16 protein-coding genes are annotated in these 21,982 nt (G+C 68.7%); 8 read left to right on the top strand and 8 right to left on the bottom strand.

The features are described 5' to 3' along the window. Positions 1-25: 25 nt before the first annotated feature. Positions 26-925: an acetoacetate decarboxylase family protein gene (locus JMF97_RS02635; RefSeq protein WP_203220044.1), complete on the bottom strand. Its 900-nt coding sequence runs from the start codon at positions 923-925 to the stop codon at positions 26-28. A 393-nt stretch (positions 926-1,318) separates the two neighbouring features. Between JMF97_RS02635 and JMF97_RS02630 the strand changes: the two genes are divergently transcribed. The 3 genes from JMF97_RS02630 to JMF97_RS02620 all read left to right on the top strand — a co-directional run bounded on the left by JMF97_RS02630 (position 1,319) and on the right by JMF97_RS02620 (position 6,994). Then, positions 1,319-2,749: an endo-1,4-beta-xylanase gene (locus JMF97_RS02630; RefSeq protein ID WP_203220043.1), complete on the top strand. Its 1,431-nt coding sequence runs from the start codon at positions 1,319-1,321 to the stop codon at positions 2,747-2,749. Between the two features lie 46 nt (positions 2,750-2,795). Beyond that, on the top strand, positions 2,796-4,238 hold the full coding sequence (locus JMF97_RS02625; protein WP_203220042.1) for an RICIN domain-containing protein: 1,443 nt from the start codon (positions 2,796-2,798) through the stop codon (positions 4,236-4,238). Between the two features lie 65 nt (positions 4,239-4,303). Further along, positions 4,304-6,994 carry an RICIN domain-containing protein gene (locus JMF97_RS02620; RefSeq protein ID WP_203220041.1) on the top strand — a complete coding sequence of 897 codons (2,691 nt, stop codon included), beginning with the start codon at positions 4,304-4,306 and terminating at the stop codon, positions 6,992-6,994. 84 nt (positions 6,995-7,078) lie between these two features. Here JMF97_RS02620 and JMF97_RS02615 read toward each other — a convergent pair whose 3' ends face one another. The 7 genes from JMF97_RS02615 to JMF97_RS02585 all read right to left on the bottom strand — a co-directional run bounded on the left by JMF97_RS02615 (position 7,079) and on the right by JMF97_RS02585 (position 15,692). Further along, positions 7,079-8,017, bottom strand: a complete 939-nt coding sequence (locus JMF97_RS02615) for an SDR family NAD(P)-dependent oxidoreductase (protein WP_203220040.1) — start codon at positions 8,015-8,017, stop codon at positions 7,079-7,081. Between the two features lie 46 nt (positions 8,018-8,063). Beyond that, positions 8,064-9,077, bottom strand: a complete 1,014-nt coding sequence (locus JMF97_RS02610; RefSeq protein WP_203220039.1) for a glycosyltransferase family 2 protein — start codon at positions 9,075-9,077, stop codon at positions 8,064-8,066. A 23-nt stretch (positions 9,078-9,100) separates the two neighbouring features. Beyond that, positions 9,101-10,246: a glycosyltransferase family 4 protein gene (locus JMF97_RS02605; RefSeq protein WP_203220038.1), complete on the bottom strand. Its 1,146-nt coding sequence runs from the start codon at positions 10,244-10,246 to the stop codon at positions 9,101-9,103. 56 nt (positions 10,247-10,302) lie between these two features. Then, positions 10,303-11,295, bottom strand: coding sequence for a lysylphosphatidylglycerol synthase domain-containing protein (locus JMF97_RS02600; protein ID WP_203220037.1), 993 nt, complete (start codon positions 11,293-11,295; stop codon positions 10,303-10,305). A gap of 198 nt (positions 11,296-11,493) precedes the next feature. Then, complete coding sequence (locus tag JMF97_RS02595; protein WP_203220036.1) at positions 11,494-13,320, bottom strand: AfsR/SARP family transcriptional regulator; 1,827 nt, start codon at positions 13,318-13,320, stop codon at positions 11,494-11,496. Between the two features lie 39 nt (positions 13,321-13,359). Then, a complete protein-coding gene (locus JMF97_RS02590) occupies positions 13,360-14,385 on the bottom strand; it encodes a glycosyltransferase family 2 protein (RefSeq protein WP_203220035.1) in 1,026 nt (341 codons plus the stop codon). Between the two features lie 194 nt (positions 14,386-14,579). Continuing rightward, entirely contained in the window at positions 14,580-15,692 is a 1,113-nt protein-coding gene (locus JMF97_RS02585) for an endonuclease/exonuclease/phosphatase family protein (protein WP_203220034.1), read from the bottom strand. Between the two features lie 500 nt (positions 15,693-16,192). Between JMF97_RS02585 and JMF97_RS02580 the strand changes: the two genes are divergently transcribed. The 5 genes from JMF97_RS02580 (at position 16,193) to JMF97_RS02560 (ending at position 21,959) form a co-directional block, all read left to right on the top strand. After that, on the top strand, positions 16,193-17,224 hold the full coding sequence (locus tag JMF97_RS02580) for an NAD-dependent epimerase/dehydratase family protein (RefSeq protein WP_203220033.1): 1,032 nt from the start codon (positions 16,193-16,195) through the stop codon (positions 17,222-17,224). Between the two features lie 28 nt (positions 17,225-17,252). After that, entirely contained in the window at positions 17,253-18,242 is a 990-nt protein-coding gene (locus tag JMF97_RS02575; RefSeq protein WP_203220032.1) for a UbiA prenyltransferase family protein, read from the top strand. 24 nt (positions 18,243-18,266) lie between these two features. Further along, on the top strand, positions 18,267-19,415 hold the full coding sequence (locus JMF97_RS02570; protein WP_203220031.1) for a glycosyltransferase family 4 protein: 1,149 nt from the start codon (positions 18,267-18,269) through the stop codon (positions 19,413-19,415). A 48-nt stretch (positions 19,416-19,463) separates the two neighbouring features. Beyond that, positions 19,464-20,426 carry an aldo/keto reductase gene (locus tag JMF97_RS02565; protein ID WP_203220030.1) on the top strand — a complete coding sequence of 321 codons (963 nt, stop codon included), beginning with the start codon at positions 19,464-19,466 and terminating at the stop codon, positions 20,424-20,426. A 558-nt stretch (positions 20,427-20,984) separates the two neighbouring features. Further along, entirely contained in the window at positions 20,985-21,959 is a 975-nt protein-coding gene (locus tag JMF97_RS02560) for an ABC transporter substrate-binding protein (protein ID WP_013731945.1), read from the top strand. The last annotated feature ends 23 nt before the right edge of the window (positions 21,960-21,982 follow it).

Genomic DNA, 21,982 nt, shown 5'->3' with positions numbered 1-21,982 from the left:
CCCGTGACCCCGGCCGGCGTGCGGGTCAGAGGATCCGCAGGTCCTTGACGGTGTACGAGAGCGAGCCGCGGAAGCCGACCCCCACCCGCTGCGGTGCCAGGTCGGCGAGTTCCTCGCGCGGTGACGGCAGGAACCGCAGGTCGCCGGTGCCGACCCAGGTGTTCGCCATCCGCAGGCTGTCGAGCACCGACATGGTCAGCTCGTGGACCGGTGGCCGGTGGTGCTGCCCGGCCGCGAGCTGCGGGAAGTGCCGCAGGTTGACGATCGGCCGGGTCAGGGCCGGCAGCCGCTCGGCGGTCCGGTCCAGGGTGACAGTGGTTTCCGCCAGCCGGTGGCCGCCCGCGGAGAGCACCGCAGCGAAGCGTCCACCCTTGCCGACGACCGGACCGGCCAGGCTCTCGACCGCGAACGCCCGGGTCTGCTTGATCGCCCCCAGCTTCTTCGGGAAGCCCTGGACCCAGCCCCGGGCCAGCGACGAGTCGTTGTCCACCCAGATGAACGGGCACCAGGCCACCGGCGTGCCCCGCCAGTGCGCGTCGAGCAGCACCAGGAACTCGGAGTACTGGCTGTAGGGCGGGTCCAGGTAGTCGTCGGTGTCCCCGTTGAACTGCCAGTCGATGAAGACGCCGTACCCGTGGCCGGGGTTGTCGGGGTCGGGGTCGAGGCCGGTGGGCAGCGACGCGGCGGCTGCCTCCGGGCTGGTCCAGAACTCCGCGCCGACGGCGTCCCCGACGTAGTGCCACGGCGGTTTACCGGCCAGGTTGGCCACTCCGCGCGCGCTGAGCGGCAGGGTGTAGCCCTTGAGTCGTTCGGGGTCGGTGACGGCTGCCGAAGCCGGCGATGCCGTCGCGGCGGTGCCGGCGAGGCCGACGGTCCCGCCCGCCAGAGCGGCGAGCACGGTACGCCGCTGAAGGTTGTTCTCCACGCTTTTCCTCCTGGAGATCGTCGTTCCACCCTGGACGACGACCGGTCCGGTCGGGATCTCATCGGCCGACGCGGAAGTGTCGTAGATCATGCGCAGCGTTCCTGGTCGAGGCGTTGATCGAAATCGTTGCGTTATCGCTCACCTCGGCTGGCGTGGTCGTGCTCGTGGGGTGTCGAGAGGGCTCGACAAGATTCAGCAGATGTCGATGATCATGATTAAGTTGAGTCGAACATGCAGGGCTTCTTGAGCGCGCCGAAACTTTGTGGCAATCTCAGCTTCATCGACGCTTAGCGTTCTCTCGTCTCCTGTGTCGCCCCGGTGGACGGCCCCAGCCGGCTGGTGATGTTAGCGCTAACCCGTCGGAAGTAGTCGACTCCGAGAGGGTGCTGGCACATGAATCTCGTACAACCGAGTGGTTCTCCACGACGCAAGCGGTTCATCACCGCGACGCTGCGCACGCTGGCTGCCGCCGCACTTGCGGGCGGCATGGTCCTGGCGCCGGTCACGGCCGCCAGCGCGGCCTCCACACTGGGCGCCTCGGCAGCCGAGAAGGGCGGCCGCTACTTCGGCGCGGCGGTGGGGACGTACAAGTTCAACGACAACACGTACATGACCGTGCTGAACCGCGAGTTCAACAGCCTGGTCGCCGAGAACGAGATGAAGTGGGACGCGACCGAGCCGCAGCGCGGGGTGTTCAACTACAGCGCCGGTGACCGCATCGTCAACCACGCCCGGTCGCGGGGCATGAAGGTACGCGGGCACACCCTGTTGTGGCACGCCCAGCAGCCCGGCTGGGCCCAGGGCCTGTCCGGCGGCGACCTGCGCAACGCCGCCATCAACCACGTCACCCAGGTGGCCAGCCACTTCCGGGGGCAGATCTACTCCTGGGACGTGGTGAACGAGGCGTTCGCCGACGGTGGCAGTGGCGCCCGACGTGACTCGAACCTGCAGCGCACCGGCAACGACTGGATCGAGGCGGCGTTCCGTGCCGCCCGGGCGGCCGACCCGAACGCCAAGCTCTGCTACAACGACTACAACACCGACGGGATCAACGCGAAGTCGACCGGCATCTACAACATGGTGCGCGACTTCAAGTCCCGTGGCGTGCCGATCGACTGCGTCGGCTTCCAGTCCCACCTGGGCACCACCATCCCCGGTGACTACCAGGCCAACCTCCAGCGCTTCGCGGATCTGGGCGTGGACGTGGAGATCACCGAACTCGACGTCACCCAGGGCGGCAACCAGGCCAACATCTACGCCACCGTCACCCGCGCCTGCCTGGCGATCTCGCGCTGCACCGGCATCACCGTGTGGGGCGTACGGGACTGCGACTCCTGGCGTGGCGGCGACAACGCCCTGCTCTTCGACTGCGCCGGAAACAAGAAGGCCGCGTACAACGCGGTCCTCGACGCCCTCAACAGCGGCTCGAACCCGAATCCGAACCCGACCGGCAACCGGCTGCGCAACGAGGCTTCCGGCCGATGCCTGGACGTCAACGGGGCAAGCTCGGCCAACGGGTCACAAATGATCATCTGGGACTGCCACAACAACGCCAACCAGCAGTTCACCCAGAACGGGCGGGCGTTGCAGGTGATGGGCAGGTGCCTGGACGTGCCGAACAACGCCGGCACCGGGACCCGGGTGCAGATCTGGGACTGCAGCGGCGCGGTGAACCAGCAGTGGGTGCTCAACAGCAACGGCACGATCAGCAACGCGCAGACCGGGTTGTGTCTCGACGTCAACGGCGCCGCCACCGCCAACGGCAGCGCGGTGATCGTGTGGAGCTGCCACGGCGGCGGCAACCAACGCTGGTCCCGGGCCTGAGCTGACCAGCAGGCACGACGGTCGGCACCGTAGAGAAGGGACGACAATGCCCAGATCCTGTTCGAGTCGCTACCTGACCCGGCTGCTCGCCTGCGCCATGGTCGCGCTCGGCGCGGTGCCGACCGCCGTGCTCGCCGGCGCCTCGCCTGCCGTCGCGGACACCACCGCGTTCCGCGGCGTCAACTGGGCCCGGCTGGGAGACAACTTCCACGGCGGACCGCTGGTCCTGCACGGGCTGAGCAGCTCCGACAGCTATGCCACGGTCCAGGCCAAGGCCAACGCCATCTATACCGGATTCCAGAACAACCTGGGTGCCAACACGGTCCGGCTTCCGATCAACACCTACACCGTCGGTACGAGCTGGTGGAACTCGTACACCGGTGCGATCGACGCCGCGACAGCGAAGGGTTTCAAGGTCGTCCTCTCCTACTGGGACGACGGGGTGGCCGCCAGCGGCGGTCGGATCGTCAACACGAGCGCCTTCAACACCATGTGGAACACCGTGGTCGCCAGGTACGGCAGCAACGACCTGGTCTACTTCGAGCCGATGAACGAGCCGGGCGGGCACACCGCCGCGGACTGGGCCAACGTGGTCGTCAACTGGCTCAACGCCCGCCCGTCAATTCCCCGTGACCGCGTCTTCGTCAGCGGCGCCGGCCTGAACACCGACATCAAGTCGATGTGTGCCGACCGCCGGCTCGACGGGACGATCGTGTCGCTGCACCACTACACCTTCTTCAGCGGCGCGAAGAACTATGACCAGTGGGTGGCGTTCCTGCGGGACGCGATCGGTCCCTGCGCCGGGCGTACCGTCATGGACGAGTTCGGCGCGCCCATGGACACCGGGCTCAACTACCACGACGCCGCCAGCAGCGACAACCTCGTGCGCTACTTCCGTGCCACCACGGACGTGCTGCGGGAGTTGCGGATCGGCTCGATCTACTGGCCGGGCCTGGGCGGCAAGGTGACCGCCGGCCAGGGCGACGACTGGTACGCCATGCAGAAGCTGCACGGCACCGGCACCAACCTCACCCTGAGCACCCCCAACGCCAGCGGCCTCGATCGCCTTCGGTACGCCTGGGGCCTGACCGACGGCGGCGTCCCGGACCGGGTGAGCCGGCTACGCAACGTCGGCACCGGGCAGTGCCTGGACATCCCCGGCGCCACCACCGCCAACATCCAGGTCCAGGTGTACGCCTGCAACAACAGCACGGCCCAGCAATGGACCGTGACGGGCGGTGGACAACTCACGGCGCTCGCCGGCCAGCGGTGCCTGGACGCGTACAACCGGGGGACGGCGAACGGCACCGTCGTCGGCACGTACGTGTGCAACGGCGGCGACAACCAACGATGGACGATCGGCGGCGACGGCTCGATCCGCAGCGCACAGTCCGGCCTCTGCCTGGACGTGAACACCACCACCCTGAAGGTCCAGCTCTGGACGTGTTGGGGCGGCGACAACCAGAAGTGGCAGGTAGTGAACATCTGACCAGCAGGCCCGGTTCGCCTGATGGCTCAGGCGGCGGCCGGTCGACGAAGGTGGGAAGGGCAGCAATGAGATCATTCGTTCGGGCCGGAAGAAGTCTGTTGCTGGCGGTGGGAGTTCTCGTCTCCGCGGTACTGCCTGCCGTGGTCGCCGATCAAGCTCCAGCTTCGGCGGCGACCCAGGCGACGTACTACGTCGCTCCGGGGGGCAACGACAACAACCCGGGCACGATCGCCGCACCGTTCAGAACCGTGCAGCGGGCGCGGGACGTCGTACGGACGATAAATGCGAACATGACCGGCGACATCCAGGTCTACCTGCGGGGCGGAACGTATCCGGTCAGCAGCACGATCGAGTTCGGGGCGAGCGACTCCGGCACCAACGGCTACCGGATCAGCTATGCCGCCTACCCGGGCGAGACGCCGGTGCTCCAGGGCGGTGTGCAGGTCTCCGGCTGGACCCAGCACAGCGGCAACATCTGGAAGGCCCCGCTCGACCGGGCCAACAAGCTGCGGTCGCTCTACGTCAACGACAAGCGGGCCTTCATGGCGGCCAAGACCATCAACTCGGCCGGCTGCCACGGGTCGTACGCCATCACCGCGGGACAGGCCGACTGGGCCTGGGAATCCGGCTCGCAGTGCGCGGGCGCGCGATACAGCCAGGCGGACTTCCCCGCGGTGGCCCGGAACCAGGAAGACATCGAGATCGAAACGGCGACGACCTGGACCACCGCCATCGTGGGCGTCCAACAGGTGATCACCGACGGCGGGAACCGGGTGGCGTTGTTCCAGCAACCCGGTGCCGCCATCGCCCAGGGCGCGTTCAACGGCAACGCCCAGACCGGTGGCACGCACAAGGTCATGAACGCCTACGAGTTCCTGGACGCGCCGGGGGAGTTCTATTTCGACAAGTCCAGCCGGACGGTCTACTACTACAAGGCCAGCAGCGAGAACATGGCGACCGCCTCGGTCTTCGCGCCGAACAACGTGGCCACCGTGCTGCGGATCGCCGGCACGTCGACCAGCAACCGGGCGCGGAACATCACCTTCTCCGGGCTCACCGTGGAGCACTCCGACTGGAACCTGGTGAACGTCGCCGGTTCGGTGTTCAAGCAGGCGCAGCAGGGCAACCTCAGCGCCTTCGCGTACGCCCGGGGCAACTTCCACGTCTACCACTACCGCAACGTCGACCTCACGCCCGGCATCGTCCACCTGCATAACGCCGACGGGATCCTGTTGGAACGCAACCGCGTCCAGCACACCGGTGCCGACGGGATCAACATGGTCAACGACGTGATCAACACCCGGTTGATCGGGAACTACACGAACGACGTCGCGGGGACCGCGGTCAGCGTGGGCCATCCGCAGCACGTCTACATCGGGGACCACACGTCGAGCAACCGGGAGAAGTACTCGCCCCAGGTCGAGGGGGCACCGCGGAACATCGAGATCAAGAACAACTACATCCATGACAGCGCGGTGTTGTTCAACGGGCACGGCGCGGTCGCGGCCTACTTCGTCGATGCCCTCACCGTGCAGTACAACCGCATCGAGAAGGCACCCTGGGCCGGCATCACCATGGGCTGGGGCTGGTGGAACTTCGACGGCTCATCCGGATCGATCGTGCCGAACCGGCCCACCACGACGGCGAAGAACAACACCATCAGCCACAACCACATCATCGACACCGTGCAGCGGCTCAGCGACACGGCCCCGATCTACACGTTGGGCAGCCAGCCGGGCACCGTCGTCAGCAACAACTACCTCCAGGGCGTTCCCGCCGGCCACAAGTACGGGCTCCACCCGGACGAGGGCTCGGCGTACATGACCTTCCGGGACAACGTCCTGAGCGTCGACAAGAACATCACCTGGATGATCAACTCGGACAACTTCGGGCGCAAGCACGACCTGACCATCACCCGGACGTACGGCCCGATCAACAAGGTCTCCGAGAAGAACCTGCCCAACAGCACCATCGACGACATCATCGTCTCCTCCGACTACGTGTGGCCGGCGGCGGCGTACCAGATCGCGGTGAACTCCGGGCCGGAGGACGCGTTCCGCGACATCGTCCAGGCCCGTGGGGTGCCGATGCAGGACTACGTCCTGCCGGCCGGCACGACCGCCGCCGGCGGCGTGACCTCGATTCCGATCCGCAGCACCGGGGACCCGGCCAGGTCCCTCTGGCTGGCCCCCTCCGGCACCACCAGCTTCGCGGCCGGCCCGACGATGACCAGGGCGGACGGCAACGCCACAAGCATCGCCGTGCCCACCACATCGGGTGATTACCGGCTCTACGTCGTCGACGCCCAGGGCAACCGGTCGGCCGAATCCGTGTCGATCGCGCGGCGGCAGGGCACCAGCAGCGGGCAGAGCGTCCAGCTCGTGGGCGGCCAGTCGGGCCGGTGCATCGAGGTGCCCGGCGCGGCCACCGCCAACGGCACCCAGGTGCAACTCTGGGACTGCGGCGCCGGCACCCACCAACGGTGGACCTACACCGCGGGCAAGCAGTTGACCGTGTACGGCAACAAGTGCCTGGACGCCTTCGGCAACGGCACGACCAACGGCACGGCAGTCATCATCTGGGACTGCCACGGCGGGCTCAACCAGCAGTGGAACGTCAACGCCAACGGCACCATCACCAGCGTCCAGTCCGGACTCTGTATCGATGCCAACGGTGCCGCCACCGCCAACGGCACGAAGATCATTCTTTGGTCGTGCAACGGCGGCACGAACCAGCAGTGGAGCCGACGTAGCTGAGAACCGACCCGGGGGCCAGGCAGGATGCCTGGCCCCCGGGCCCTTGCCCAACCGGTCCGGTGCGCCGCACCGGACCGGATCGGGTCACTCCGACTTGCCGAAGGCGTCGACGCCCGTCAACTCGGCCGAGAGCGCCCAGAGCCGTTCGGCCGCCTCGCGGTCCTCGGGGCCGTCGAAGGTCTTGGCGACCTTGCACGCCTGCAGGTAGGCGCCGCCGTCACCCGCCAGCGCCGGTGACGTGGCGGCCCAGACCTGGGTCGCGGCACCCTGCTCGGGGGCCCGGAACTCGGGCAGCAGGGCGTTGCCCTCCTCGTCGATCCAGCCGGCACCGACCATCTCCTCCTTGGCGAGGTGGCGCTGCAACGGCGTGAGGATGTAGCCGGGGTTCACCGAGAACGCCTGGACACCGGCGGCCCGACCCAGCCGGTCCAGCTCGGCGGCGAAGAGGATGTTCGCCGACTTCGACTGGCTGTACGCCGCCCACTTGTCGTAGCCGTCGGCGAAGTGCACGTCGTCCCAGTTGATGCGGGGGTTCTCCCCGGCGCCGGAGGAGAGCACGACGACCCGCGCCCCACCGTCGGCGGCCAGGGCCGGCCAGAGCCGGTTGACCAGGGCGTAGTGCCCCAGGTGATTGGTGGCGAACTGGGCCTCCCAGCCTGGACCGACCCGGGTCAGCGGGGTGGCCATGATCCCCGCGTTGTTGATCAGGATGTCGATGCTGCGGCCCGAGGCGAGGAACCGCTCGGCGAACGCCCGCACACTGTCCAGATCGGCCAGGTCGAGCTCGTCGACCTCGACCCCGTCGATCCCCGCGACCGCCTCCCGCGCGACGTCCGTACGCCGGGCCGGGACGATGACCCGGGCGCCGGCGGCGGTGAGCGCACGGGTGGTTGCCAGACCCAGGCCCGAATAGCCGCCGGTGACGATGGCGACCTTGCCGGAGAGGTCGATGCCGGCGAGCACCTCTGTCGCGGTGCTGTCGATACCGAAGCTCAGGTCGTCATGCTGGTCAGAAACAGTCATTTTCCACTTTCCGGTCGGGCACCACTGTTGCTGGCGCGAAGGGGGGTCAGGCGGGCGTCTCGACGCGGTAGAGCCGCTGGGTCATGCTCGGATACAGCAGGCCCTGCAGGATGCCGATGCTGGCTGCCACCGCCGACGTGAGCGTCACCAAGAGATGGAGCACCGTGAATTGTAGTCCAAAGGTGACTCCGTGGTGACGGAAGGCGTACGCGTAGGTGCGCTTGTCGAGGAGCATGCCGACCGCGGTCAGCACCCCGGCGGCCAGCAGCGCCCACGGGCCAAGCAGCACCGCCGAGATCAGGGCGAACACCGCGGCGAGGATGAAGGCGCTGCCCAACGCCCGGTAGCCGGTGCCGGCGCCGCCGGGCAGCTTGTTCAGCCGCAGCCAGTTCGGTGCGCCCAGCCGGGTGCGGTTGAAGACCTTGGTCAGCATCACCCGCAGGGTGCCGTCGTGGTCGTGACGCCCCCGGATGGTCGGGACGGCCTTGACCTCGTAGCGGGCGTTGAGCCGGAAGCCGTAGTCCTGCTCCTCGGTCCACCGGAGCCGGTCGTTGAACTCGCCGACCTCCAGGAAGGTCTCCTTCTTCATCGCGAACAGCGCCGAGTGCAGACCCGGGATGGCGCCCTCGACCTCGCAGAACCAGACGTACTGCTGGATCGCGCGGTAGCGCTTGACCAGGCTGTCGGGGAACATCGGCTCGGCCCGGTACATGCCGCAGATCGCGCCGAGCCCCGGCTCGGTCCGCAGGTATTCGACCGCCCGCTCGACCGCGTCCGGGTCGAGCGCGACGTCGGAGTCGACGAAGAAGAGCACCTCACCGTTGGCGTGCCGGGCACCCAGGTTCCGGGCGGTGGAGACGCCGCTGTTGACCGGCACCTGAAGGACCGTGACGTCGAGCGCGCGGGCGATCGCCACCGAGTCGTCCGTGCTCGCGTCGTCGGCCACGATGACCTCGACGGCCGGGTAGGTCTGGTTCTTCGCCGCCTTGATGCACTCGCCGATGGTGCTGGCGTAGTTGTAGTTCGGAATGATCACTGAGACCAGCGGTTGCTCGTTCATCGGACTCCAACCTTTCCCTTGTTTCATCGGTGTTGCCGTGCCGCGGTGCGTCCGCGAAGGGTGCTGAAGAGAACCTCGTGCGCGTCCAACGAGGTGGCCACGGAGAAGCGCGCCCGGGCCGCCCGGGCCTTGCGTTCCTTCCAGTCCCGCGGCACGGTCGCGAGCTCGGAGATGGCCTGTTCCAGGGCTCGTGGATCCCGAGGGGGCACCACCCGGCCGAATCCGGTCGCGGTGACCGGGTACCGGTTGCCGGGCAGATCGGTGGTCACCGACGGAATGCCGCTCATCATCGCCTCGGCCAGCACGGTGCCGAACGATCCGGCGACCGCCGGTAGCGCGAACACGTCCACCGAGGCGTAGAAGTCGTTGACCTCGCGGCCGCGTAGCTCGCCGAGGATCCGGACCCGGCTGTCCCGGTCGATCTCCGCCTGGACGGCGGCGAGATTGCTGCCCCCGGCGACGGTGTGGTAGTTGCCGGCGATCAGCAGCCGGGCGTCCGGGTCGGCGATCCGGTGGAAGGCCCGTACCAGGTAGGCGATGCCCTTGTCCGCGACGATCCGGCCGAGGAATCCGACGTGCAGGCCGCGGGTTTCCCGGTACCTCGGCTCGCCGCCCCGCCGGTCCAGACAGGGCGGCGCGATCGGGGTGAAGGTGCGGTCCCGGATGACCGGCCAGAACCGCGAGGCGTACGCCTGGTCGCGGCTGGCCGCCACGACGGCGGCGGAACGGCGGATGGCCGATCGGGCGGCGGCGTCCGAGGCGTACGCGACGGCCCGGCCGAACCAGCTCGGCGGCAGGTGCGGATCACTGTGCAGCATGCTCACCACCGGTACGCGAGGGGCCAGCGGCATCAGCAGCGCCGCTGCCGGCATCGGCAGGTTGAGGTGCAGCACCGACGACTGGCGCGCCAACTGCCCGACCAGCATCGGGTAGCGGGGGACGATGGCGGTCCGGCTCGACCGTGTCAGCATCGGCGAGCGGTAGACGTCCACGCCGCCGACGGCGTCGCGCAGGGGCAGCCCGGCTTCGTGCTGGGCGGTGACCACCGCGACCCGCCAACCCCGATTGGCCATGCCCTCGGCGATGCTGCGCGCCGTCTGCGTCAAGCCACTGACGTACGGCTCGTAGAAGGGCGACGCAATCGTCAGATCGTAATTCCTGTCCGGCATCAGTACCGCATTCTCTGAGATAGGTCTACGGCAGAATTCCCTGATCCCTGAGCACATTAGCGGTCTGCCTGTGGCAGGCAGCTTGGCGATTTCTTGGAAGCCGGTGCGGCGACATTCACGCGCACCGCCTCGGCCGCTGCGGCGGGCGACGTCCGGGCGCGGCGACGCAGGATCGCCTCGGTGACACCCAGGCCGATGCCGGCGGTAGCAAGCTCACTCACCGTGACGACTACTCGACTCACCAACGCCACCACCGAAGCCACCGGCACCGGCAGGATGACGCTGAGCGCGGCGGTCACCACCACCTCCCGTACGCCGATGCCGTCCGGGGCGAAGACAGCGATCACGCCCGCCACCGCGCCGAGGCCGAAGGCGCCGAGACAGAGCGGCAGCGCGCGCAGCGGCGGCGCGCCCATCGCCACGGCCAGCAGCCACAGGTGGGCGCCGCCGATCAGCCAGGCCAGCAGTTGCGCGACGACCGCCTGCCGGATGCCGGGGCCGGACATCGCCGTCGACGGTTCCGGGCGACGGCGCACCCGGGCGACGAGGGTCGCGGCCCGGCCGACGAGTTCGGGGCGGACCAGGACCACCGCCACCGGCGCGACGGCCAGCAGAAGCCAGGCGGCGGACGCGCCGAAGACCTCCGGGCCGGCCGCCAGCCCCACGGTGGCGCCGGTGAGCAGGCTGACCACGAGGGCCAGCAGCCAGGCCGTACCCATCCGCGCCGCCGGTACGCCGATGCGTCGGCCCATCTCGACGCTGACCAGGAAGCCCATCACCTTGCCGGGCACGTACTTGACGAACTGGCCGAAGTAGAAGATCCGGGCCGCGTCCACGGCGGCGACCCGTTCGCCGACGCCGGCGAGCATGGCCCGCCAGGAGATCATCGTCGCGACCAGCCCGGCGGCGTTGGCCAGCACGGCCAACACCACCATCGTCGCGACGAAACCGGGCCGTTGACCGCGCAACGTGGCAGCGACCGTGGACCAGTCCTGACCACGCAGCGTGATCACTATGAAGATCGCGGTCACCGCCAGCAGAAGGCCCATGACGACCTTCCGGGCAACCGCCCGCCACCGCTTCCGGGGTGCCGCGGTGATTGTTTCGGCGATTTCCGGGAAGGCCCGCTCTGCGTCCAGTTCTTTTGTCGACACTGGCCACCTTCTCCGATCATGGAAAGGATTCGACCTGGGTGACCAACGCTAACGGTGAACCGCTTGCTTCTTCCTTGTCCGACCGGCTGCTGGTCATTTCTCCGGAAGGCCGGCGAAGCGCTCCCGGGCGTACAGTCGCAGGAGTTCGCCCATCCGGTAACTGCCCGGTGTCGAGGTTTCCAGCAGTTGCACGTCGACGAGACGCTCCAGGATGCGTTCGGTGTGTGCCTCCGATCGGGCGAGCAGCCGGGCGGCGGTGGACCGACTGAGTTCCGTCATCGGCGACGTGCCCAGCAGCTTGAAGGCCTCGGCGATGGCCCGCTCGGAGATATCCGGGCTGCCGGAGAGACGGTCGTAGGAACCGGCCATGCTGGCGCGCAGCCCGACACCGTCGAACTCCAGGTTGTCCAGCCGGCGGCGCTCGTCGGCGAGCCGGTCGCGCAGCTCGGCCAGCGGCCACCCGGGACGGGCCACGAGCCGGGCACCGACGATGCGCAGCGCCAGTGGCAGGCATTCGCACCACTCGGCGATCGCGGTCGCGGCCTCCGGCTCCGCGGCCACCCGTTCCGCGCCGACCCAGTGACTGAGCAACGCGATGGCGTCGGCGACGGTGAGCGGCCCGACCCGCAACTGGCTGACATCGCCGAGCCCCGCCAGCGGCTGCCGGCTGGTCACCAGCGTCCCGCAGCCCGCGCCGCTGGGCAGCAGCGGTCGCACCTGGGCGGCGTCGACGGCGTTGTCCAGCACCAGCAGCAGCCGTCGCCCGGCGACGACCGACCGGAACAGGGCGGCGGCCTCGTCGACCTGCTCCGGGTCGGAACTCATGCTGCTGACCCCGAGCGTGCGCAGCAGCCGGGCGAGCGCGTCGACCGGGGTCAGCGGCTCGGCGTCCACGCTGGTGCCGCGCAGATCGATGTACAGCTGGCCGTCCGGGTACCGACCGGCGAGCCGGTGCGCGGCGTGGATGGCCAGGGCCGACTTGCCCACCCCGGCCGCCCCGTAGATCGACACGACCGGGGCCGAGTCCGCCGTGCCGGCGGGGTTCAGCAATTTCAGCAGCGGCGCGAGGTCGTCGTGTCGGCCGGAGAACCGGGCGATGTCGGCGGGCAGTTGCCGCGGCACATGCCGGACCGGCGCGGCCACCGGGCCGACGTTGACCGCGTACGGCTCGTCGAGTTCGCCGCGGAGGATGGCCACGTGCAGGTTCCGCAGCTCGGGCCCGGGCTCGGCGCCGAACTGCTCGACGATCTGCGCCCGGGTGTCGACGTAGTACTGCAACGCCTCGGGCGTACGCCCCATCGAGCAGAGCGCCCGCATCTGTAGCGCCACCAGCGGCTCGGCGAGCGGGTACGAGCCGAGGATCCGCGCCAGCCGATCGGCCACCGCCTCCGGGTTGCCCAGTCGCAGCTCCTCGTTGCTCCAGGCGCCGGCCAGGCTGATCAACTGTGATGCCACACTGCGCCGGACCCGGTTGGCCCAGTCACCGGCGAGCGTGGCCAGTGGGTCCCCCCGCCACAGCTCCATCGCCTCCCGCAGGGCGGCGATCCGCTCGACGTCGCTGGTCTGCGTCCCGGCGCGGCCGGTGTCGATGAGCTGGTTCAGTCGATGCAGGTCGACCTGCTGACGGTCGACGTTGAGAACGTATCCGTCCCCGTGGCGGCTCAGGCTGATCGGCGTGCCCGAGTCGTCGTCGACCTGCGCCAGGGCCCGGCGGAGCCGCGCGACGTGCGCGTAGAGAGCGCTACGGGGCGCCTCCGGAGCCGCCGGGCCCCACACTCGCTCGGTCAGAGTGTCGATCGACACCGGCGTACCGGCGTCCACGGCCAGGGCCGCCAGGACCGCCCGTCGCTGACGTGGTCCCACGTCCAGCGGGCCGTCAGCCGACTCCACCTCGACAGGCCCCAGTAGTCGGATCCTCACACGCTCTCCCCCTGATCACGTCGGACCCGGCCGGAGTCCTCAATGGACTCCGGCCGGCGTCCGGTACCTCTGTCGAAAGCGCGCGTCGAGCACGTAGCGCAGGCCACCACTCAACGCGCCCGCGGAAATCGCGAGACTGTACAGAAAACTGAGAAACACGCTGGGCGGAACCATCCGCCAGCCCGCAGTGCGTCGCACGTAGTTGAAGAGCGGCAGGTCGACGCTGATGAACCAGGCCAGGAAGAGGACGGGTACGACCGCCAGGTAGGGCGAGACCAACACCAGGGGGAGGCTGGCGGTGGTCAGGGCGGCGGCTGCCACCTCTGCGGGCCGGTGGGTGGCCTCCCGCTCGGGTTTCAACTCACGTTGCTTGAGTACGAGCGGGACCAGCGAACCGGACCGCCGGTAGAGCTTACGCAGGATCGATGAAAGTTGATCGTCGTCGTCGTGGTACCCGACCACGGACAGGGTGCGGATGACGGGATAGTGCTCCGCGATGCGGAGACTGAACTCGTGGTCCTCGTTGGCGTACTGGCCCAGCAGTCGCTCGTCGAAAGCTCCGATCTTGTCGATGACCGCGCGCGGGATGGCACCGCTGGCGAAGTGGCCGGTACGCGCCGCCCCCAGCTTGCGGGTGGCGCGGTAGTGGCCGTAGAGCACCTGCACCCACTCCACCACGCCGTCGTCGACCAGGGGACGGTCGCCGTACACCCCCCAGACGGCGCCGTAGGAGGGGTTCTCCTCGAAGATCTGCACGGCGTTGGCGACCGCCTCGGGTGCGAGAGCGACGTCGGAGTCGAGGAAGAAGAGGATGTCGCCCCGGCTTGCCGCTATGCCGCGGTTGCGAGCCGGGCCGGCACCCACATTCTCGGTCAGTTCGATGAGGGTGCAATCGAGTTTTCTGACAATCTCCGGGGTGTCGTCGGTGCTTGCGTCGTCAACGACTATGACCTCGACCGAGGGATAGGTCTGATGCAATGCGGAGAGCACGCTCAGAGTGATGGTCTTCGCGCTGTTGTGGCAGGGTATAACCACCGAGACCAGCGGCGTTTTTTCGGGCTTCATTGATGCTCCTCGGGCAGGATTTCGGCTGCGCTGGGAGGTGGACGACGCGTCCGCTCATCGGTTTTCTCATCGTCGAGAAGATCCGTCGACCACCCTAGTACACGTCCGACATCCGTAGACACTCGTTGATCAAGCTGGTGGGCGTTAAAAGGCCGGGATTGGTCCCGTTCGCCTGCTCGGTGTCAATGTGACGCTCATCTCGATGAGGGTGCCGAGATGACGAACTGCTGTGCCTTGTGGTCGGACAGGCCCCGGGGCATGGTCAGGTCGTAGCTGTGCACCGTGATGTCCGGGGTGGTGAAGAGCCAGTCGATTCGCCACATCCGTGGCTTGTCGCCCACCGGCCAGGTGACCGGGTAGAGCGAGGAGAGCACCTTGGTCTGGTCGACCAGCCGGTCGGAGACCATGTCGAGAAGGTTCATCGACGGTGAGGTGTTGAGGTCGCCGGCCATCACCGCCCGGTTCGGGTTGGTCGCCAGATCCTCCGCGACAGCCTGGTAGCTGGCCTGGCGGATCTCGAAGTTGAACCGGTCGATCTCGAACATGTTCCGGTCGTCGTCGTTGCGCAGCAGCAGGATCCGCACCGGCGGCTGGAAGATGTGCGTGTTGTAGAACGAGACGACCTGGCCGTTGACCTGGATGTCGGTGCGCAGCGCCTGGGAGGTGTAGAAGAGCGGCCGGTCGACGAGGGCCGGCGGCACGGGCTTCAGGTCGTCCGGCAGGTACGGCGTCGAGTCCAGCCAGGAATGCCCAACCACCGGCAACCGGGTGATCGTCATGTTCCGGCCCTCGCGGACCACGGTGTAGCCGGGGAAGGCCGCCTGAAGTTCCGCCGTCTGGTCGATCTCGTACGCCTGCGCGAAGATGTCGACGAGCGAGTCGTCGACGTTGGCGTACTCGTGCAGCATGTAGACGTCGGCGTCCATGTCCCGCAGGAAGTCGTAGAACTCTTCGGTGGTGGTGCGCTGCTCACCACCGTTACGCCGATCCTGGTCCCAGTATTCGGTATTCCAGGTCACCACCTTGACGGCGTCGGCGGGCGCCGGCGGCGGAGTGTGGAAGATCGTCGCGAAGTTGATCCCGCTGTAGCCGACCCCGAGCACCAGGGCCAGCAGTGACGCCCCGACCAGCTGCCAACGCATCGAGCGGGCCAGCCAGGCCACGGGCAGCAGCAGCACCGGGACCGCCGCCCAGGTGATCGGCGGGAGCAGGTCGATCGGCCCCCACACGTACGTCCTGGCGCTGAGCAGGTGGTGCAGCACGACGACGGCCAGCCAGCCGAGGCAGGCCACCGCCGCGAGGCGCACTCCCCACCGTCGGCGACGCGTTGGGGTACGGGGTTCCGGCGACGGCGCTGGTTCCTTTTCGTCCATTATTGTGGTCGTCCTTGCCGCCGCTTCCGCCATGGCAACTCCTTTACGTCACCCCGGTTCCTGCCGGTACCGGCCTCGGAAAAGGTATCGACCGGAACCTTGTTCGAAGCTTGTTCCGCATGCCAAGGAGGGGGCAATCGTCGGTCGCTAGCGTCACGAGTGCCAATACCGGATTCTGTCGACCTGGAAGGAGCGGTGATGGGCGTACATGCAGCTTATCGGCGCTCACTGGGTGGGGCGTCGAAGACGTGCTACCGGCCGGTCGGTGTGCGAATTGCGCGGTATCCGGTGAGCCGGTCGGATCGGTCGGGGAAGCCCGCCGTGGATGATCCGCAGGTAAATAGTTGATAGCGACGAATGCCGGAAACACGGCCGTCGTTGTGACGTGACGTCGCCGTCAAGAAAACGGCATTTTCTCGACACGGGAGGTGGAAGTGCACGCAGTGGTGACCGGGGCCGCGGGCATGTTGGGCACCGCGTTGTTGGCCAGGGACTGGCCGGGTGTGACCTGGACCGGAGTGGACATCCGACCTCTCGCACCGAGGGTGCGGGATCGGGCCGGCTTCATCCAGGCCGACGTGCGCGACACCGACGCCATGGCCCGCGCCTTCCGCCGTGCCGACGTGGTCATCCACTCCGCCGCCGCCCTGCCGAGCCACCGCTCCGCGGACATCCGATCCGTCGACGTGGACGGCACCGTGTCGGCGTTGGAGGCGGCCCGACGGGCAGGTGTGGACCGCTTCGTGCACATCTCCTCCACGGCGGTCTACGGACTTCCCCGGGACTGCCCCACTCCGGAGGACTACCCCTGCGAGCCGGTCGACCCGTACTCGGCCGCCAAGCTCGGCGCCGAGAACGCCGTGCTCCGGCATCGTGCACAAGGGCTCTGCGCACCGATCGTGCGACCCAAGACCTTCCTCGGCGAGGAGCGTCTCGGCCTGTTCGCCATGCTCTTCGAGTGGGCCGACGAGGGCCGCCACTTTCCGCTGATCGGTGGTGGCGACGTCGCCACCCAGATGCTCGACGTCGAGGATCTCTGCGCGGCGATCCAGTTGATCTGCGAGGCACCCGACGACAGGGCGAACGACACATTCAACATCGGCGCACGGGAGTTCCGCACCCTGCGGGAGGACTTCCAGGCGGTGCTCGACGCCGCCGGCCACGGCAAGCGGGTGCTGGCCATGCCGGTGGGGCCGGCCGTCGCCGTGCTGCGTGTTCTCGCGGCCACGCGGCTGTCCCCGGTCTACAAGCGACTCGTGCACAAGCTGACCCGCGACTCGTACGTCTCGATCGACCGGGCCGTGCAGCAGCTCGGATTCAGTCCCCGGTTCAGCAACGAACAGGCCCTGCTGAAGACGTACGACTGGTGGCGGGCGAACGCCGCCGGGACGCGGCGCAGCGCCGGACGCACCCACCGCGACCCCTGGAAGCAGGGCGCCCTGAGCCTGGCGAAGGCGCTGTTCTGACACTCCACGGAGCAAGGAGAGGTCCGCCATGAAGCACGCCCTGGAAGCGCCGAGCCCCTCGTCACCCGAGTTGCCTGTGGTCTCCGTCGACCCGGTGGTCGCGGTACAGGCGCTGAGACCCCTGGCCCGCGTCGGCGGGCTGTTCATCCTGCTCCGACCTCGCCAGTGGATCAAGGGCAGCCTGGTGTTGCTGGCACCGCTCGTGGCCTCCCCGGCCACCGCGGTGACCCAGGTCGTGCCGCTGCTCGGCACCCTGCTGAGCTTCCTGGCCGCCTCCTCGGCCGTCTACATCTTCAACGACCTGCACGACCGTGAGCGCGACCGGCTGCACCCGGTCAAGCGCAACCGTCCCCTGGCGAGCGGGCGGGTGAGCGCCAGTGCCGCGGTGACGCTGCTGGTCGTCCTGCTCGCCGGCACCGCCGCCCTGCTGATGCTGCTGCCCGTCCTGGTCGGCGTCATCGTCGCCGGCTATCTGGCCATCAACCTCTGGTACTGCCTGGCGCTCAAGCACCAGCCGCTGGTCGACGTGTCGGTCGTCTCCGTCGGCTTCGTCCTGCGGGTGCTGGCCGGCACGATCGCCGTCGGCATCGCCGTCCAACCGGCGCTGCTGATCGGGGTCTACTGCGCCTGCCTCGCGCTCTCCCTCGGCAAGCGCCGCCACGAACTCGCCGCCCTGTCGGCCGCCGGTGGCGAAGCGGGGGAGCACCGGCCGGCGTTGCGGGCGTACTCGGTCCCGTTCCTGGATCAGGTCGTGCTGGTGAACCTGGTGGCGGCGCTGGTCGGCTACGTCGCGTTCATCTGGGCGCAGACGCCGCCGTACGGGCCGGTCACCGCCGGGCTGACCTTCCCGTTCGCCGCCTTCGCGGTGCACCGCTACCTGCAGATGATCGCCATGGGTGGCTCCGGTGGCGATCCGGTCGAGGACCTCTTCCGGGACCGCGCCATGTTGGTGAACGTCGGTCTCTGGGCCGCGGTGCTGGCCCAGGCGATGCTGACCAGCATCTGGCAGCTCTGGTAACCGAACGACACCCTGGAGAATCCCGTGAGCAGCAAGAACTCCCGTGAATACGACCTCTGTGTCGCGGTCAACTACTACTCGCCGTACGTCAGCGGGCTGACCGAGGTGGCCAGGGTGCTCGCCGAGGGCCTCGTCGAACGGGGCTGGCGGGTGGCGGTGGTCGCCGTCCGGCACGACCCGGCGCTGCCGCTGCGGGAGAGCCGCAACGGCGTCGACGTCTACCGCAGCCCGGTGGTCGCCTCCATCAGCCGAGGCCCGGTCAGCCCCGGCTTCCCCACCCTGGTACGCCGGATCGCCCGCCGCTCGCAGGTGGTCAACCTGCACCTGCCGATGCTGGAGGGGGCGCTGATCACCGCCCTGCCGCTGGGGGTGCCGGTGGTCAGCACGTACCACATCGATCTCTGGTTGCCGCCCACCCTGGTGACCCGGGCGGCGATGGCGGCCGTACGGGTGTCGTCGCGGATCACCCTGCGCCGTTCGGACGCCGTCGTCGTCAACAGCGACGACCAGGCGCAGTACTCCGAACTCTGGCCGATCCTGCGGTCCAGCCAGCGCTCGGCGATTCCGGCACCCTGCCTGGACCGCCGTGGCGGCGAGCCGACCTTCCGGGAGACCGACGGCCCGCACATCGGCTTCCTCGGCCGGATCGTGCCGGACAAGGGCCTGGACTACCTGGTGGCCGCGTTCGCCGAGATCACCGACCCGCAGGCGCGGCTGCTGCTCGGCGGCGACTACCTGACCGTCGCCGGCGGCAGCGTGATCGACCGGATCCGGGCCGCCGCGCAACGCGATCCCCGGATCCGGATCCTCGGTCTGCTACGCGGCCAGCAGATCAATGACTTCTACGCCTCGATCGACGCGTTCGCCCTGCCCTCCATCGCGGAGTCCTTCGGCATCGCGCAGGCCGAGGCGATGATGTGCGGCATCCCGTCGGTCACCACCGACCTGCCCGGCGGACGGTATCCGGTGCTGGCCACCGGGATGGGCCGGATCGTCCAACCGCGCGACCCGGTCGGGCTGCGCGCGGCGCTGCTGGACGTGCTCGGCTGGGACGCCGCAACCCGGCGTGAGGGCGCGAAGCGGGCCATCGAGGAGTTCAGCGTCCAGGGCTGTCTGGACCGGTATGCGACGCTGTTCCGGGCTCAGGGCGCACGGGCCAGCGCATTGATGTGATTCATCGTCCCGCCCGGAGTGTGGCGGGAATCAGCCGCGGAGGTAGGCATGCAGAGCAGGGATTTCGGTCGTCTCGGCAGCGTCAGCGCGCTCACCCTGGGCGGGGGCGGGATCGGTAACGTCTGGGGAGCGACCGACCACGCCGAGGCGGTGGCGACCGTCCAGGCGGCCATCGACGGTGGGGTCACGATGCTCGACCTGGCACCGACCTACGGTGACGGCTACGCGGCCGAGAACGTCGCCGGTGCCGCGTTACGCGCCATGCCGGCCGCCGACGTCCTGGTCACCAGCAAGATCGAGCTTCCCGAGCAGGACGGTGGTGACCTTCCGGAGAAGATGATCCGCAGCCTGCACGCGACCCTGGACCGCATCGGCCGCGACCACCTGGATCTCTTCCTGCTCCACTCTCAACTGCACCCGCACGGCTGGACCGGCCCCACCCCCCGGACGCTGGGCTGGGACCTCTACCTCGACCAGGTGGTGCCGACCTTCGAACGACTGCGCGCCGAAGGGAAGATCCGGGCCTGGGGGCTGACCGGGGTCGGTCACCCACAGACCGTGATCGAGGCGATGCACCGGCAGCCGCGCCCGGACGCGGTCCAGGCGGTGGTGAACGCCCTCGACCTCAGCGGCGACATGTGGCTGCTCGGCTCCTCGGCCGAACCCCGCAACGACGAGATCCGTCAGGCCGCGGTCGACGACGGCGTCTCGGTGATCGCGATCCGCGCGGTGGCGGCGGGGGCGCTCACCGAGGGCATCGACCGGGCCGTGGACGACGACTCGCCGGTCGCGGTCGACTTCGCCCGAGCCGAGCCGTTCCGTGCGCTCGCCGCCGAGTTCGGTGAGTCGCCGGCTTCCCTGGCCCACCGGTACGCGCTCAGCGTCCCCGGCGTGGCGACCGTGGTGCTGGGCGTGAAGAACCGCGCCGAGTTGGCCGAGTGCCTCGCCGCCGAGGCCCGTGGCCCGCTGACCGAGGAGGAACTCAAGGCCCTGCGCGACCTGCGAGCCTGAAAAGGCACAGCCAACCGCCACCCCCTAGACCATCTTGGTCGTGTGGAAGCCCTTCCGCTTCCAAGATCCGCTGACGCGGGACGCAGTGTCCGCCAGGAGGGTGCGGTCGAAGTCCGTACAACTTCGGGGAAAGTGCTGCCTTGCCAGTCGGCGAGACAGCACTTTCCCCGAAACTGCTAGCAAGGCCGGGTCGGCGAGGCCTGTGGCTGGTCGCTCTGAACGCAGCGGGGGCCGCGGCGGACGGGAGGAGTGCCCGTCCGCCGCGGCCCTCTGTTGCGTCGGGCTTCGCTGAGGCCACTGTCGACGGTCGTGGTTGACCGAGGGCGCGGGGAGCCTCGCGGTAAGGGGGTGTGGGTGCCGGGGCGGCCGGGTGGTGCTGCGTCGTTGTTCAACTTATTCATGACGGGCGTCAGAATTTCTTGACTTCCGGTGCTGGGTGACTGACCATGGCCAACACAGCGACGTGACCTCTCACACAGTGGTAGGTCACCTGCCGATCCGTGGCATCCGCCGATTTCTGACGCACCCCACCACCCCCGCCCAGGAAGGGCCTCGTCAATGAAGAAGGTCATCGCACTCGGGCTGATCGCCGCCACCGCGATCGCCCTCACCGCATGTACTGATTCCGATGCGTCCTCCCCGTCCGACCCGGCCGACGGCGACCTGCGCCAGGTCCGGGTTGCGGCGTTGCCCATCACCGAGACCGCCGCGCTCTGGGGCGGCATCAAGGCGGGCATCTTCGCCAAGCGCGGCCTCAGCGTGGAGGTGCTGCCCGCCCAGGGTGGCGCGCAGGCGATTCCGGCACTGCTCAACGGCGACATCGACTTCGCGATCGGCCAGCCCTTCGGCCCGTTCCGGGCCGACCTCCAGGACCTCGGCGTGGTCATGATCGGTAACTACGCCTCCTCGTACGCCGAGGGTGACGACATCAACGCCGTGGTGGCATCGGCGAAGTCCGGCATCACCCGGCCGGCCGAGCTGGCGGGTCGCCGGGTCGCGGTGAACAGCCTGGGCGCGGCGGGTGACGTGACGATCATGGCGGCGGTCGAGAAGGACGGCGGGGACCCGTCCACCATCAAGTTCGTCGAGGTCGCCTTCCCGGACGCCCCGGCGCAGTTGGAGGCCGGCAACATCGACGCGGCCTGGGTGCCGGAGCCGTTCGTCACGCAGCTGCGCAGCCGCGGCGACACCTTCATCGTGGCGCCGTACCAGGCGGTCGTGCCGGGTCTGACCACGCTGACCACGATCACCACCAAGGAGCGTACGGAGAAAGACGCCAAGCTCGTCGACGACTTCGCGGCGGCGATGAAGGAGACGCTCCAGTGGGCCCAGGACTCCGCCAACGAGACGGCGGTCCGGCAGGCCATCAAGGACAACCTGCAACTGCCGGAGCCGGTGGCGGATTCGGTGAAGCTGCCCGAGTTCGGCTGGGACCTCGACCGGACGAGCCTGCAGACGCTCGCGGAACTCGCCCAGAAGTACCGCGTGCTCGACAAGCAGCCGAACCTCGACCGGCTCATCCAGCAGAAGTAGCCGCGATCGTCCGCCCTCCCCGG

The organism is Micromonospora fiedleri (genome assembly GCF_016774385.1).
Taxonomy (GTDB): domain Bacteria; phylum Actinomycetota; class Actinomycetes; order Mycobacteriales; family Micromonosporaceae; genus Micromonospora; species Micromonospora gifhornensis.
The sequence above is the reverse complement of the archived record's forward strand: the minus strand, read 5'-3'. Positions and strand labels throughout refer to the sequence as shown.

What these genes read in the sequence shown, in the direction of transcription:
- JMF97_RS02625 (WP_203220042.1), top strand. Translation starts at nt 2,796, where the DNA reads ATGCCCAGATCCTGTTCGAGTCGCTACCTGACCCGGCTGCTCGCCTGC.
- JMF97_RS02565 (WP_203220030.1), top strand. Translation starts at nt 19,464, where the DNA reads ATGCAGAGCAGGGATTTCGGTCGTCTCGGCAGCGTCAGCGCGCTCACC.
- JMF97_RS02615 (WP_203220040.1), bottom strand. Translation starts at nt 8,017, where the DNA reads ATGACTGTTTCTGACCAGCATGACGACCTGAGCTTCGGTATCGACAGC.
- JMF97_RS02590 (WP_203220035.1), bottom strand. Translation starts at nt 14,385, where the DNA reads ATGAAGCCCGAAAAAACGCCGCTGGTCTCGGTGGTTATACCCTGCCAC.
- JMF97_RS02575 (WP_203220032.1), top strand. Translation starts at nt 17,253, where the DNA reads ATGAAGCACGCCCTGGAAGCGCCGAGCCCCTCGTCACCCGAGTTGCCT.
- JMF97_RS02620 (WP_203220041.1), top strand. Translation starts at nt 4,304, where the DNA reads ATGAGATCATTCGTTCGGGCCGGAAGAAGTCTGTTGCTGGCGGTGGGA.
- JMF97_RS02600 (WP_203220037.1), bottom strand. Translation starts at nt 11,295, where the DNA reads ATGGGCCTTCTGCTGGCGGTGACCGCGATCTTCATAGTGATCACGCTG.
- JMF97_RS02630 (WP_203220043.1), top strand. Translation starts at nt 1,319, where the DNA reads ATGAATCTCGTACAACCGAGTGGTTCTCCACGACGCAAGCGGTTCATC.
- JMF97_RS02605 (WP_203220038.1), bottom strand. Translation starts at nt 10,246, where the DNA reads ATGCCGGACAGGAATTACGATCTGACGATTGCGTCGCCCTTCTACGAG.
- JMF97_RS02610 (WP_203220039.1), bottom strand. Translation starts at nt 9,077, where the DNA reads ATGAACGAGCAACCGCTGGTCTCAGTGATCATTCCGAACTACAACTAC.
- JMF97_RS02560 (WP_013731945.1), top strand. Translation starts at nt 20,985, where the DNA reads ATGAAGAAGGTCATCGCACTCGGGCTGATCGCCGCCACCGCGATCGCC.